The organism is Hydrotalea sp. AMD (genome assembly GCF_004100315.1).
GTDB lineage: Bacteria > Bacteroidota > Bacteroidia > Chitinophagales > Chitinophagaceae > Hydrotalea > Hydrotalea flava.
The window spans coordinates 156,779-171,075 of sequence record NZ_SCKY01000007.1 but is presented as its reverse complement, the minus strand read 5'-3'; the positions used below and the strand labels follow the sequence as shown (position 1 = coordinate 171,075).

At 34.6% G+C, this 14,297-nt stretch carries 11 protein-coding genes; 7 read left to right on the top strand and 4 right to left on the bottom strand.

Going from position 1 to position 14,297, the window contains the following annotated elements; all coding sequences use genetic code 11:
- The first annotated feature begins 99 nt into the window (after positions 1-99).
- Complete coding sequence (locus EO766_RS07080; RefSeq protein WP_287100820.1) at positions 100-2,664, top strand: PAS domain-containing sensor histidine kinase; 2,565 nt, start codon at positions 100-102, stop codon at positions 2,662-2,664.
- Between the two features lie 304 nt (positions 2,665-2,968).
- Positions 2,969-3,397 carry a response regulator transcription factor gene (locus tag EO766_RS07075; RefSeq protein ID WP_074418982.1) on the top strand — a complete coding sequence of 143 codons (429 nt, stop codon included), beginning with the start codon at positions 2,969-2,971 and terminating at the stop codon, positions 3,395-3,397.
- 19 nt (positions 3,398-3,416) lie between these two features.
- Here the strand turns inward: EO766_RS07075 and EO766_RS07070 are convergent, their stop codons facing one another.
- The 3 genes from EO766_RS07070 to rpiA form a co-directional block, all read right to left on the bottom strand.
- The gene (locus tag EO766_RS07070) at positions 3,417-4,619 is read right to left on the bottom strand and encodes a proline dehydrogenase family protein (protein ID WP_074418981.1); all 1,203 of its coding nucleotides are present in this window, start codon (positions 4,617-4,619) and stop codon (positions 3,417-3,419) included.
- Between the two features lie 119 nt (positions 4,620-4,738).
- Complete coding sequence (locus EO766_RS07065; RefSeq protein ID WP_074418980.1) at positions 4,739-5,455, bottom strand: SDR family oxidoreductase; 717 nt, start codon at positions 5,453-5,455, stop codon at positions 4,739-4,741.
- Positions 5,456-5,726: 271 nt separating this feature from the next.
- A complete protein-coding gene (gene rpiA / locus EO766_RS07060; RefSeq protein WP_245634876.1) occupies positions 5,727-6,401 on the bottom strand; it encodes a ribose-5-phosphate isomerase RpiA in 675 nt (224 codons plus the stop codon).
- Between the two features lie 199 nt (positions 6,402-6,600).
- Between rpiA and EO766_RS07055 the strand changes: the two genes are divergently transcribed.
- The 4 genes from EO766_RS07055 to EO766_RS07035 all read left to right on the top strand — a co-directional run bounded on the left by EO766_RS07055 (position 6,601) and on the right by EO766_RS07035 (position 11,705).
- Complete coding sequence (locus EO766_RS07055) at positions 6,601-7,656, top strand: mandelate racemase/muconate lactonizing enzyme family protein (RefSeq protein WP_245634875.1); 1,056 nt, start codon at positions 6,601-6,603, stop codon at positions 7,654-7,656.
- A gap of 59 nt (positions 7,657-7,715) precedes the next feature.
- Positions 7,716-8,228, top strand: coding sequence for an acyl-CoA thioesterase (locus EO766_RS07050; protein WP_068242537.1), 513 nt, complete (start codon positions 7,716-7,718; stop codon positions 8,226-8,228).
- An 897-nt stretch (positions 8,229-9,125) separates the two neighbouring features.
- The gene (gene hxpB, locus EO766_RS07040) at positions 9,126-9,788 is read left to right on the top strand and encodes a hexitol phosphatase HxpB (protein ID WP_074418978.1); all 663 of its coding nucleotides are present in this window, start codon (positions 9,126-9,128) and stop codon (positions 9,786-9,788) included.
- A 357-nt stretch (positions 9,789-10,145) separates the two neighbouring features.
- Positions 10,146-11,705, top strand: coding sequence for a hypothetical protein (locus EO766_RS07035; RefSeq protein ID WP_317196307.1), 1,560 nt, complete (start codon positions 10,146-10,148; stop codon positions 11,703-11,705).
- A 145-nt stretch (positions 11,706-11,850) separates the two neighbouring features.
- On the opposite strand, the gene rpsA is transcribed toward EO766_RS07035, so the two are convergent.
- Positions 11,851-13,821: a 30S ribosomal protein S1 gene (gene rpsA / locus EO766_RS07030; RefSeq protein ID WP_287100819.1), complete on the bottom strand. Its 1,971-nt coding sequence runs from the start codon at positions 13,819-13,821 to the stop codon at positions 11,851-11,853.
- Between the two features lie 195 nt (positions 13,822-14,016).
- On the opposite strand from rpsA, the gene EO766_RS07025 reads away from it, so the two are divergent.
- Positions 14,017-14,280, top strand: coding sequence for a hypothetical protein (locus tag EO766_RS07025; RefSeq protein ID WP_068242822.1), 264 nt, complete (start codon positions 14,017-14,019; stop codon positions 14,278-14,280).
- The last annotated feature ends 17 nt before the right edge of the window (positions 14,281-14,297 follow it).

Here is a 14,297-nt window from a genome sequence, read left to right as displayed (position 1 = left end):
ATTCCTATTGAAGTAAGGTTACCGATGCACATCAAATACCGCATTCAAACGAATAATGATTGCTATATGCAAAAGCATCAAAAGCCAATTTTAACCAGTATGAAAAATAATTTCCTTAGCTGCTTTGCAACAACGCTGGTATTGGCAACCAATGCCCGGGTAGTCATCGAAAATATTTGGCCTGAGGAAACCTTGCATTTTAAAAACAACAACCAATGGTTGAAGAAAAAATTTCAAAACCTTATTGTTGCAAAAGAGCGCTCTGCTTTTAATGCAGCATTTAAAAATTTTGCTGCTGCATCATTAAAAAAAATAACAATTAAAACTTTTTTACAAAATGAAAAAGGCAAAAAATTTTCGGCTGAAATAACCATCCAAAAAATTAAAAAATTAAATGTTTTCCTGCAATATGTTTTTACCATTCAAAACATTCAACCCGTTCAAAACAAAACAAAATCATTTCCGGTTGAACTTTTGTTAAGAGAAAAAATGATAGATAATGTACATGCCATTATTGTTATTTTAGATTCAAATGGAATGGTTACTTATCTCAACAAAGCCGGCGAAAAAATTTGCGGTTACACATTAAAATCAATATTACATCAAGACTGGTTCAGCATTTTTATTCCTGAAATTGAAAGGGAAAAAGCGAGACAAATATTTAAAAAATTAAAAACAAATAAGCAGGCAATTGATTTTGAGAATAGCATACTAACCAGGAAAAATCAACTCAAAACCATACAATGGAAGAACACACCCATATTTTCCGATAATATTTTTAAAGGCTCATTAAGTATTGGAATTGATATTTCGGATTTAAAAAAAACAACCATTGCCTTACAGCAGAGTGAACATAAATTTAAATCATTAACAGAAGCCATACCCGTTGGTATTTCTTTTTGCAATACACAAGGCGATATAATTTACATCAACAAAGCATTTACAAAAATTTTTGGTCATACCGGTAAAAATTTAAAAACAATTCAGGATTGGTTTAACAAAGCTTACCCCGATAAAATGTCAGCACAACAAGCTAAAAATCGTTGGGCCAATCATGTACAACAAGTGCAACATGAAAATATGAGCACTACACATGAGTTAGTATTGTTAGCTAAAAATGGCACCAAAAAAATTATTGAAATAAAAACTGCTTATAGCAACGGAAATATATACAATATTTTTATTGATTTAACTGAAAAAAGAAGTATTGAAGCCGAGGCAAAAGAAACTGCTTCAAAGTTCAAACGTATTATCGAAAACTTTCCTGTTCCTATGGCCAGTTGCAATTTGAATTATAATTTATTGTTTACCAATAAAAAATTCAAAGAAATATTTGGTTATGAAATGGAAGAAATTAAAATGTACCCTGCCTGGTTTAAAAAAATACAATTCGATTCTCCTGAAGCAGAAGCTGAACACGATGCTGAATTTTATGGTTATTTAAAAGAAGTACAAATCAATCCCAAAAAAATAGCACCTGTATTATACAGACAGATATACAATAAAAAAAGAGAACTAAGAGATATAAATATCATTTTTAATTTATTTGACAACGAATTGTTTGCCATTTTAGAAGATGTTACCGAACAAAACAATTACATCAAATTATTACAGGAAAGTGAAGAACGGTTTAAAGCATTGGCACAAAATATGCCCATTGCCATTGGCAGTTATAATACGGATGGAACTGTAAACTTTATCAATAACTATTTTACCAAAACCATTGGGTATGTGGCAGAAGATTTACCCACCATTGAAGACTGGTATTACCGTACACAACCCGACCCGGTAAAAAGAAAACAATATTATGAACACTGGGTAGCATTGATTGATGCTTTCAGTAAAAATCCACAACAGGAAATTCCTTATTTAGAAAGCGATATTACCTGTAAAGATGGCAGCATTAAAACATTCAGCTATTTATTTAGCATTTACAAAAAAACAGTTTACATTATTTTTGTAGATGTTACAGAAAGAAAAAAAGCTGAAAAAGAGTTGATAGCTTCACATATACAATTGCAACGTTTATCGGCTCACCAACACCGAACCAAAGAGCAAGAACGCAAATTTATTGCCGAGCACATACATGATGCCATTGGACAACAGGTTACAGGTATAAAAATAGATTTAACCGTTCTTAAAAATAAAATTCAAAAAACAGATCCGGGTTTTGCTGAAAAAATTAACCATGATATTGAAATTGCCAATAGTGTTATTTTGGCTATTCGTAAAATGGCCGCTGATTTAAGACCCAGTATTTTAGATGATTTTGGATTGGCTGCTGCCATTGAATGGGAATGCAGGGAATTTGAAAAAAGAACAGGAATTCATTGTTTTTTTGAATATGATAATAGCCTCAAAAATGAATCGGCTGAGTTACAATCCAATTTATACCGAATTGTACAAGAAGCACTTTCAAACATCGATAAGCATGCAAAAGCCACTAAAATAACCATCAGCCTGCAAAAAATAGATAATGAAATTATACTATCGGTAAAAGATAACGGGAAAGGATACCACTTAGAAGAAAAAAACAAAAGCCTTATTATTATAGGGATTAAAGACAGAGCCAGAAACTTAAAAGGAACCTGTATGCTAATAAGCAACAAAGAAGGGGAAGGTGGCCATTTGTTGATTAAAATACCCGGAAAACCGAATACATAAAATAAAAAACTACATTTAAATTAACCGAAATCTATCTGAATTGTAGAAAACACACTACAAATAAATGATACGTTTGGCTACTGAATAGCCCGTATTATGAGTGTTACTTTGTTCTACCAAAATACGAATACCTATTGAGAGCCAATTTTACTCCGATCCGTCTTTAATACCCAATATCCCCTAATCTTATTCCTTTGAAAAGTAGAAACATCCATCTCCCAACAAAAGGGAGAATGGTGTTTTTCTAATACGGGGTATCAATTAAAAAATACTCGTATTTAACTCGTATTTAAAATGTAGCACTATGATCATTTATAAAAGTGAAAAATTGGCTATGGCTAAAAATTTGAAAGTATTATTAATAGATGATTCAACCATCATACTTACAGTAATGTCGGAAGTACTGGCCACTATTCCCTGTGTAGCAACTATTAAAACCAGTTCAGCACCAGTGCAGGCATTACAAACCATTGAAGAATTTAAACCGGATGTATTATTGTTAGACATTAATATGCCCGAAAAAAATGGCATAGAGGTTTTAAAAGAAGTAAAAGAACATTATCCTGCTGTAAAAGTAATTATGCTCACCAACCACTCAACTGAATATTATAGAAATACCTGCTACAACATTGGTGCTTATCATTTTATAGATAAAGCCAATGAATTTGATCAGATAGCTCCTCTGATGGAAAAAATCAGTACTGAGTCAGATGAAATTTTAAAAGCTATGTAATAAAAGGTTAACCCTGCTTTTAAGCTTTGATGGTGTCAGCCAATTTTCTACGTTTCAATTCTTTCTTAATTAAACTCAGCTCCCTATTGGTTTGTCCACTTACACTCGAGTTTTCCTGAGCCCTTCGCATTAAATAAGGAATTACATCCCGAATTGGACCAAATGGCACATACTTACTTACATTAAAACCGGCTTTGGCCAAATTAAAGGTGATATGATCGCCCATACCATACAATTGAGAAAAATGAACATGTGCATGAGCCGGTGAAACACCTGATGCATTCAAAAGTTCGGCTGCCAATAAATTACTGGCTTCATTGTGAGAGGCTATAATGGTAGAAATTTCGTGCATGTGTTGGATGCAATACCGAACTGCTGCATCAAAATCGCGGTCGGTATTTTCTTTAGTAGCCTGAATAGGACTTTCATATCCCATTTGTTGTGCTCTTGCCCGCTCTTTTTCCATATAAGCACCACGTACCAATTTCATACCCAAAATAAAATTTTGGGCTTTTGCAATTTGATGTGAAATCTGTAAAAATTTCAATCTATCGTGCCGGTATAGTTGAATGGTATTGTAAACAACTGCTTTTTCTTTATTAAAAATTTCCATCATTTCCATAGTCAGTCGATCGATTGGATCCTGAATCCAGGTTTCTTCTGCATCAATTAAAACCCCAATATTTTTTTCGGCAGCTGTTGCACAAATGGCATACATTCTATCAACCACCCTGTTCCATTCATTCATTTCTGATTCATTATCATGAATACCACTACGCAACCGGGGTGCTTCATTTAACTTTTGTAACAAATCAAACCGGGCAATTCCTGTAACCTTTACACTTATAAAAGGAATATTTTTTTGAGTTCCGGCATATTCAATGGTTTTAATGAAAGATTCTGTTGCATGATCAAAATCTGCTTCATCTTGTTTTCCCTCCACACCATAATCTAATATTACCTGAACGCCATATTTTGCAAGGGTTTCCACAACAGGTGTAGTTTCCTCTAATGTTTCTCCACCTACAAATTGTTTAAAAATGGTTTTACGAACAATTCCATGAATCGGCAAGCCCGTTTTCATTAAAAAAGGAGTGACACGTGTACCGATAGGCACGAATAAAGGATAGCCCATGGTATTAAACAAAAATCTTGATTGTTTAAGCTCCTTATCTGTTTTATAGGCAAAAGCCTGTTCTGTATTTTCAAATGAAATATCCATACTAACAATTGTTCGCGATGCGAATATCGTATGCAAACAGTAAACTAAAAAATAGGATAACGGTTTTAGAATAAAATTTGCAAAAAAGCGAAGCAGAATCGTCAATTCTTATTAGTAAATTAAATAGCCTGATGGTTAAATGGTTGTAAAACCATTTCGCTTACCACACCGCTGGCCGGTTGCTGACAAAGGAACCAGATAGCTTTTGCAGCTTCTTCTGCCACAATCATCTTATCTTTTTGTACACGCAAATCAATATTATCCCAAAATGGAGAATCAACACCTCCTAAATACAAATTAGTGAATCGAATTTCGGTTCTCTTCACTTCTTCCCGAATACTTTGCATCATGCCCACCAACCCATATTTAGAAGCACTGTAAGCAGCAGCACCTGCCATGGGTACTTTACCCAATACCCCGGGTATATTAATCAAAAGGCCTTTTCTTTGTTGTTTCATGGCGGGTAAAAATGCCTGAATTAACAAGAAGGGTGCCAATAAATTGTATTCTATACTTTTTAAAAAATCGTTGGTTGATAATTGTTCAACAGGCTTGATAATACCTATTCCTGCAGCATTGATTACAATATCTATATTTTCAAATACAGAAAAAAAAATATTTTTTAATGCAGTTACTTCTTCCTGCTGACTAATATCTGCAACAAACATTTGCTGCGCAGGCAATTTTAGCGATGCTGCCAATGCTGCTAACTTTTCCTGATTTCTCCCGGTAATAAACACACGTGCACCTGCATAATGCAACAATGGTAACAATTTACTGCCTATTCCACCGGTTGCTCCTGTTAATAATACGCATTTGTCTTTTAAAGTTTCCATAGCTGTATGATTGTGGAATACCAACAAAATGGAAATGCTTTTGTTTATCAAATGATTTAAACTATAAAATTAAAGTCATTGATTTCAATGCAAAACGTATGGGAAAACACTGAAGCACATGTTTGAATATGCTATATACAACAAGAAAAGAATAAAAATTAAATACGCTTGAAACATTAAATATTATTTTTAATAAAAATGCTTACTTTTTCAATAAATTATCAAAGTGTATACTAATATTCATCTAATATACTGAGGAACGAATTGCTTACTATAAAAAAGCTATATTTCCATCCGAATGGGCCACAACTACAATTGAAGCCATATTGATAAATAAACCATTTTCAACCACACCAACAATATCATTAATACGGTTATGCAATGAAGATGCATCTTCAATTAAACCAAAATCAGCGTCTACAATATAATTGTGATTATCGGTTATCAATATATTGTTTTTTTTTGTTATGCGTAGTGTGGCAATTGCGCCCAAAGCCTGAATTTTACGAATGGTAAATTCGTATCCAAAAGGTACCACTTCAATTGGCACTTTAAACTTACCCAATTTATCTACTACTTTATGTTCATCAACAATAATGATATAAAATTCTGTTGCAGCAGCTACAATTTTTTCACGAAGCAATGCAGCACCGCCACCCTTTATTAATTGACGATCACGGGTGGTTTCATCCGCCCCATCAATGGTAATATCAATTTTTGAGATTTCGGCAAAATTCGTCATTGGTATGCCCAATGAACGGGCCAATTCATCACTTTGTTGTGAAGTAGCAATACATTGAATAGCCAGTCCCTGCTTCACTTTTTCTCCTAAAAATTGAATAGCCCAATAAGCTGTGCTACCGGTGCCCAAACCAACAGTCATTCCACTTTTTACATAAGTAATGGCCTTTTCAGCAGCTTTTTGTTTCAGTTGAATTGTATCCATTGTACAAATATCTATTTTCTTTTTTAAAACTACAGCAACATCATTTAAAATGATGCAACTTGTATACTGCCATATATGCCTCTATAAATGCTGGTTTTTATTTTTTCAGCGAACATTGTATAAATTTAGGCCTCACAAAATACCTGAACAGATCAAGATGAAAATAAAATATATTTCAATTTACAAGTATTCAATTCCCATGGTACCTTTCACTATTGCCACCGGCACCATGCATTTTGCTCAGAATATTTTAATTAAAATATTTACGGATGAAGGCATTACAGGGCTGGGTGAATGCTCAGCATTTCCAATGATTGTTGGAGAAAATCAAAATTCCTGCTATACACTGGCGAAAGATTTTGCACTTTTATGGAAATACAAAGACCCACTTGACATTGAATGCAGGATGCAGGAATTGCATCAACACATCACCGGTAATTATACCATTAAAAGTGCATTTGACATGGCTTTATATGATATAGCTGCTCAATACCAACAGGTACCACTCTATGCATTTCTTGGAGGTAAGAATAAAACGATTGAAAGCGATTTAACGATTGGGATAGATACCCCTGAAGCTATGGCTGAAACTGCATTCAAATTTGCACAAAAGGGTGTGCGTTGTATTAAAGTAAAATTAGGAAAAACCAAAATGGACGATATTGAGCGAATAAAACAAATACGCAACGCAATTGGCAATGCAATTACCTTAAGAATTGATGCCAATCAGGGATGGAGCCCTGCTGATGCATCATCAATTTTACATGCACTTGCCCCCTACCACATTGAATTTTGCGAACAACCCATGGCCAAATACAATGATGACTTTTTGCCTGCATTATGTGCCGGTTCGCCTATTCCAATAATGGCAGATGAAAGTGTATTTACACAACATGATGCGGAAAGAATTATCAGAACAAAATCCTGCCATTCCATTAACATCAAATTTTCTAAAAGCGGGGGTATACTGGAAGCAAAAGCAATTCACCAGACAGCTGCTGCACATAGCATACCTTGTATGATGGGGGGAATGTTAGAAAGCAGGCTGGCATTAACTGCCATGGTACATTTTGCAATTGCACACAATAATATTCATTTTTATGATATAGATACATGCTTGTTAGGACATTTAGAAGATCCTGTTTTGGGTGGTGTAACCTATAATGGATTACAACTTACCGCTACTGAGGCACCCGGTATTGGTGCAACGGTAGATGAAAGCTACCTGAACGCACTGGAAAGTACCACAATTTAAAATTGCTTTTTTTACTGCAAGGGGCTATTGTACTATCTTCGCACCCAAATCAATCCATCATGCAAGGCAGAAAAGCAAGCAATAGTTTTACCATTATGAATGAATTGGTATTACCAAACGATACCAACAGCTTTGGCAATTTAATGGGTGGTCGTTTAATGTATTGGATGGATATTGCTGCTGCGCTCTCGGCCATGAAGCACAGCAATACACCCTGCATGACTGCGAGTGTAGATAATATTAGTTTTAAAAATCCCATTAAATTAGGAAATATTGTTCATATTGAGGCAAAGGTTACGAGAGCTTTCAACACATCTATGGAAATATTTTTAAAGGTATGGGGGGAAGACAGCCTGCATCAATACCAATATGAAAGCAATGAAGCTTATTTTACATTTGTTGCATTAGATCCAAACGGTAAGCCCAGACCTGTACCGGCATTAATACCAGAAACAGAAGAAGAAATTAAATTATTTGAAGGGGCATTAAGAAGAAGGCAATTAAGGTTAATATTGGCAGGTAAAATGAAACCCGATGATGCCAATGAATTAAAAGCATTGTTTGGCAAATAAAATTATTGTAGCCCTGAATGATGATGCAGACCTTTCAGCATAAATTGTCTGCTTTGTTCTATTGCATCCATTACCTGTTCTAAAATTATATCGACACCAGCATCATAATCAATTTGTAAGGGTGGTTTAAATTGTACTCATAGCAAAACACCTCTTTTTTTAAACTGCAATCCTTGTATAGTAAAAGCTCGCCAAAATCCATTAATCACAACAGGTATCACAATTTGCCGGTTATTTTTAATGATATAGGCAGTTCCTTTTCTGCCGGGTGCAAAGGGCTTTGTTGTTCTCTGAGAAAAAGTAATTACCCAGTTCTTTTCCAATGTACGATGGATCTATCTGGTATCAGAAAGATCAAGCCCTCTTCTTACTTCTGTTGCTTCATGCCGACGACAGGTACGTTTAACAGTCAAAGCGCCGCCTAAAATAAATAAACGATAATCCACTGCTACGCACGGAATCTTCAGCAGCAACAAAATAAACAGGTATAAATGGATTGAATAAGTAAAACGGCAATCTTAATCTATTATATCTGCGCCATTTTACTGCAAAAAATATGTGTATAAAAACAATAACATCTGCGAAATATGTTTGATGATTGCTTACAAATAAAACATTATTTTCAGGCAACTGTTCCAGATATTCAGTACCCAATTTTAGGTGGGTTAAAAATGGCAATTCCCGGATAAGATTTCAAACCAACAATGATATAAATACATCTGCGAACTATCTTAAAATGTTTTATTTTTTCTATGAAAGACAAGTACAAGTATTTTAAAAACAAAACTGCACAATATAAACATTGTTATTAAATTTTCTTTGTTTGATAGAAGTGAATGAGCATTGAATTTATCACTCATCATTTATTACATTAGAATACCTTTGCGCAAAAAAATAATGGCACTAAATACTGTAATATTTGATATGGATGGTTTATTAATTGATAGTGAGCCATTATGGAAAGAAGCAGCAGATGAAGTTTTTTTGCACTATAATATTCAACTAACCGAAACTGAATACCATACTACTACGGGTTTACGTACCAATGAATTTGTAGCTACTTGGTTTTCCAAATTTAAAATTCCAGATACTGAAATAAGTATTGCTGAAACAAAAATATTAGAGGTTGTTAGTTATAAAATTGCAGAAAAAGGCGAAACAATGCCCGGCGTTGGGTATATTTTTGAATTTTTCCAATCACATCATTTTAAAATTGGGCTGGCCTCCTCATCTCCACAATTTATTATAGATCAGGTAATACAACAAATAAACATTGCCCCCTACCTTATGGCCACGGCTTCGGCAGGTAATTTAAAATATGGGAAACCGCACCCGGAAGTGTATTTAAATTGCGCGTCAGCACTCAACTCAGTTCCAACTGAATGTCTGTGCTTTGAAGACTCATTTAATGGCATGATTGCAGCGAAAGCTGCCAGAATGAAATGTGTAGTAATCCCAATGTATCATCAGCAAAAAGAAGAGCGGTGGAGGTCTGCAGATTTAAAATTAAGTTCTTTGCAAAATTTTGGGGCACTGCATCTGAATGTGCTCAATCAATAATTTTTAAAAAAAATTGTGAAAAAAATTGGTGATTGTTAAATTATCTTTAACTTGCTGTGCCGAATAAAAAAAAGGGTCATCCCGTAGAAACAGAACGACCTCTAACGATTGCTTGCCATATGAAAATTCTTGAGTCTTATTCCTGAAAGGTAGGTACAAAAAGTATTACCTTAAAATTTTGCCTCTAACGATTTGCCACTCTAACGATTGCTTATTGCCTTTAACTCATCTTTCTTTAACAAAAGTAAGGTGGGTTTTTTATTGGTAGAAATCAATTTAGGCACGATTTTATTACCTTAAACCGTAATTAAAATACGAAAAAACCGCGTAGAGACTGTGTTTCATAAAAAAAAATACATGATGTCCAACAGAAATTCAGACCCATTATTTCTATTAATTCAATCCTTACAAAAGTCAGAAAAAAGGCATTTTAAACTTTATATTAAAAGAAGTTCTAATAAAGACGAACTAAAAATTGTACAATTATTCGATGCATTGGAAAAAATGCAGGATTATGATGAAAAAACTTTACTGAAGCGTTTAAATAATATTAATAAACCACAATTAGCCAATTTAAAAACACATCTGTACAAACAGGTTTTAGCCAGTTTGCGTTTACTAAAAAGTACTGACAGTATTGATTTACAATTGAATGAGCAGTTAGATTATGCCAGAATATTGTACAATAAAGGCCTTTTTTTACAAAGCCTTAAAATTTTAGAAAGAGCAAAGGAAATGGCCAAAACTGCCAATAAGTTCAATTTCATGACGCAGGTACTTTCACTGGAAAAAAAAATTGAAACCCTCCATATTACCCGAAGCATGCCTGGTAAAACCATGCAAATCACTTCCGAATCAATAAAAGTAAGTGAGCATGTTACACAGGTTGCTGCATTATCCAACCTGGCTTTACACCTGTATACCTGGTATATTAAAAACGGACATGCCAGAAATGAACAGGATGAGGCAGATGTAAAACTATTCTTTAAAGAAAACCTTCCTGCAAATGCCTATATTTTAAAAGGGTTTTATGAACGTTTGTACCTATACCAAAGCTATACCTGGTATGCATTTATTCGGCAAGATTTTTTAATGTATTATCGTTACAGTGAAAAATGGCTGGGTTTATTTGATGAGCAGCCGAATATGATTGCAGTTGAAACCGGCCATTACATTAAAGGATTGCACAACTTACTCAATGCTCATTTTGATTTAAGAAATTTTGATAAGTTTCAATTGATATTGCAACGTTTTGAAGCTTTTGCTGCAACTGATTTGGCTAACCAGCACGACAATTTCAGAATTCAAACCTTTATCTATATTCATAGCGCAAAAATTAACTGGCATTTAATGGCCGGTACCTTTTCAGAAGGGTTAACCATCGTTCCTTTTATTGAGGCTCAATTACATCAATATGGGCGATTTATTGATGCACACCGTATTCTGGTATTTAACTATAAAATAGCCTCATTATACTTTGGCAACCGGCAATTTGCCACCTGTATTGACTATTTGCAAAAAATAATTAATGATAATTTTTCTTTACGAAATGACCTGCAATGTTATGCCCGTTTAATGCATTTATTAGCACATTACGAAATGGGTAATAATGATATTATTGATTCTTTAATAAAATCGGTATACCGGTATATGGCCCGCATGCAAAATTTAACCATTGTTGAAGAAGAAATTTTTGCTTTCTTACGGAGATCCTTTTATGTAGCTGAAGAAAAATTACAACCCGAACTGGTTATTTTACTTTCTAAAATAAAACATCTTGAAAAGAACCGTTTTGAAACCCGTGCATTTGCCTACCTGGATATTATTTCATGGGTTGAATCGAAGGTATATCACAAAACCATGAGTGAAATTATTTACAATAAGTACAAGGAAAGTAAAAAAAGAAGATACCCTTAAAGAAGCCTTTTAACTGTATCCGAGCCGACCGTTTCACGAATGATACACTGCTGTATAATTGGTTAAAAATTAAATGTGCTTCAAAAAAAAACGTCCCATGTCGGGTTCAACATGAGACGTTAACTTATTCGAAAAAAGGATTTATTTATTTGCTATCTCCTTCTTTTTCGTCGCCTTCTAATTTGGCACGAATATCGGCCAATGCACCTAAATCGCCTAAAGTTGCTTTTTCAACTTTGCTCTGAATATTCTTTACGGCTTTTTTGGTTTTTTCAGCTTCGGCTTTGGCTTCTTTCTTCACTGATTCTTTTTCTTCAGCCTGCGCCTGTTCCCAAATTCTGCTATGGCTCAACACAATTCTTTTTTCATTTCTATCAAACTCAATTACTACAAATTGTGCAGTTTCATCGGCACCAACAGATTTTCCATCTTCTTTAACCAGATGACGGTTAGGAGCAAAACCTTCTAAACCATAAGACAGTTGCACTACGGCACCTTTATCATCTTTACGAATCACAGTTCCTTCATGAATAGTTCCAACGCCAAAGGTTTCTTCCAGTGCATTCCAGGGATCTTCTTCCAATTGTTTGTGGCCCAATTGTAATTTTCGGTTTTCTTTATCAATACCTAAAATGATGGTATCAATATATTCGCCCACTTTTACATATTCACTGGGATGATTGAAGCGTTTTAACCAACTTAAATCACTAATATGGATCATTCCACCAATTCCTGCTTCCAATTCAACAAACACACCATAAGGCGTAATGTTTTTCACTAATCCTTTGTGTTTGCTGCCTTCTGCAAATTTGATTTCAATGGTGCTCCATGGGTCTTCTGTCATTTGTTTGATAGAAAGACTCATTTTGCGTGCTTCTTTATCTAAAGTAACCACTTTAGCTTCATACTCATCACCTAATTTAAAGAACTCTTTTGCGTTGATGGGTGTATTTGCCCAGGTAATTTCAGAAACGTGTACCAGGCCTTCAACACCGGGTTGAATTTCTAAGAAAGCACCATAATCTTCAATATTCACCACTTTACCTTTTACAACTGCACCTTCTGCTAAATCAGCAGGTAATACATCCCATGGATGTGGCGTTAATTGTTTCAGACCCAGACTGATGCGTTTTTTGTCATCATCAAAGTCTAATACAACCACCTGTAATTTTTGATCCATTTTTACCACTTCTGATGGGTGAGAAATTCTTCCCCATGAAATATCGGTAATATATAATAAGCCATCTAATCCACCTAAATCCATAAATGCACCAAAGTCTGTAATATTTTTTACAGTACCTTCTAATACCTGACCTTTTTCTAACTTACTCATAATTTCAGCTCTTTGAGCTTCAATATCACTTTCAATCAATGCTTTGTGTGATACAACGGCATTTTTAATGGTTTCATTAATTTTAACTACTTTAAATTCCATTGTTTTTCCAACAAACTGGTCATAATCAGTAACCGGTTTCACATCAATTTGAGAGCCAGGAAGGAAGGTTTCCATACCAAAAACATCAACAATCAATCCGCCTTTGGTTTTAGAGGTAACAGTTCCGGTAACAACTTCACCGGTTTTGTGTACTTCTACAATTTTTTCCCAAGCACGGAAAATACGGGCAGATTTGCGGCTTAAATGAAGATTGCCATCTCTGTCTTCTTTTTCTACCACCATTACTTCCACTTTATCACCAATTTTCAAACCGGGTGTATCGCGGAATTCATTGAGAGAAATTAAACCATCACTTTTAAACCCGATATTAATAACAGCATCTGTTTTGGTTAAGCCAACAATATCACCCTGTAAAATTTCGCCATCTTCAATTTGCACAAAAGTGTTTTCATACACTTTGTCATATTTAGCTTTTTCATCAGGGGTGTACAGACTTACATTGCGTTTATCAATACTCCAGTCAAAATCATCATGAGCGGTTGCCACTTCTTCAACCGGCTCAGCTACAGGTACATTTGTTGTCGCTGCAGATTGTTCCTGTACTGCTTCCTGAGCAGCACCGGATACATTCTCCTGTGCATCAGCGTTTAATTGGTTGTTAATAGAAATCATAATAATACCCGATTGTTTTAATTCGGGCTGCAAAAGTATGTATTTCAAGCCAAAAAAACTGATTTTATAGCAGTTTTTTTACCAATCTGATGCCTCATAGCAACGTTAATAACCAAGACATTAATAAAATATTAAAAGAGGAATAAATGTTTATTGATTTAAAATTTTATTTAAATTTAACCGGGTTATTCAAAACAGATAAACCCTGCATTCAACTACTTTATTCACTAAAAACACAAAAAAATGAAAAGAATTTTTGCACTGGTGCTGGCTTTAGCTATTTTCTCAACAGCATCTTTTGCGCAGGCAGCTAAAACTCAGCCTAAAAAAGAGAAAAAAGAAATGACAGCGCCTAAAACAACCCATGTTAAAAAAGATGGTACTGCCGATATGCGTTACAAAGAAAATAAAGGCAAAAAAGAGGCAGCCGGCCCAATGAAAAAAGATGGCACACCGGATATGCGGTATAAAGCCAATAAGCCCGCCGACAAAAAGAAGAAAGGATAAATATTGCTATGAAATAA

Excerpts from the sequence above, each read along its gene's own strand:
- EO766_RS07080 (WP_287100820.1), top strand. The coding sequence starts at position 100 with ATGAAAAATAATTTCCTTAGCTGCTTTGCAACAACGCTGGTATTGGCA.
- EO766_RS07075 (WP_074418982.1), top strand. The coding sequence starts at position 2,969 with ATGATCATTTATAAAAGTGAAAAATTGGCTATGGCTAAAAATTTGAAA.
- EO766_RS07070 (WP_074418981.1), bottom strand. The coding sequence starts at position 4,619 with ATGGATATTTCATTTGAAAATACAGAACAGGCTTTTGCCTATAAAACA.
- EO766_RS07065 (WP_074418980.1), bottom strand. The coding sequence starts at position 5,455 with ATGGAAACTTTAAAAGACAAATGCGTATTATTAACAGGAGCAACCGGT.
- rpiA (WP_245634876.1), bottom strand. The coding sequence starts at position 6,401 with ATGGATACAATTCAACTGAAACAAAAAGCTGCTGAAAAGGCCATTACT.
- EO766_RS07055 (WP_245634875.1), top strand. The coding sequence starts at position 6,601 with ATGGTACCTTTCACTATTGCCACCGGCACCATGCATTTTGCTCAGAAT.
- EO766_RS07050 (WP_068242537.1), top strand. The coding sequence starts at position 7,716 with ATGCAAGGCAGAAAAGCAAGCAATAGTTTTACCATTATGAATGAATTG.
- hxpB (WP_074418978.1), top strand. The coding sequence starts at position 9,126 with ATGGCACTAAATACTGTAATATTTGATATGGATGGTTTATTAATTGAT.
- EO766_RS07035 (WP_317196307.1), top strand. The coding sequence starts at position 10,146 with ATGATGTCCAACAGAAATTCAGACCCATTATTTCTATTAATTCAATCC.
- EO766_RS07025 (WP_068242822.1), top strand. The coding sequence starts at position 14,017 with ATGAAAAGAATTTTTGCACTGGTGCTGGCTTTAGCTATTTTCTCAACA.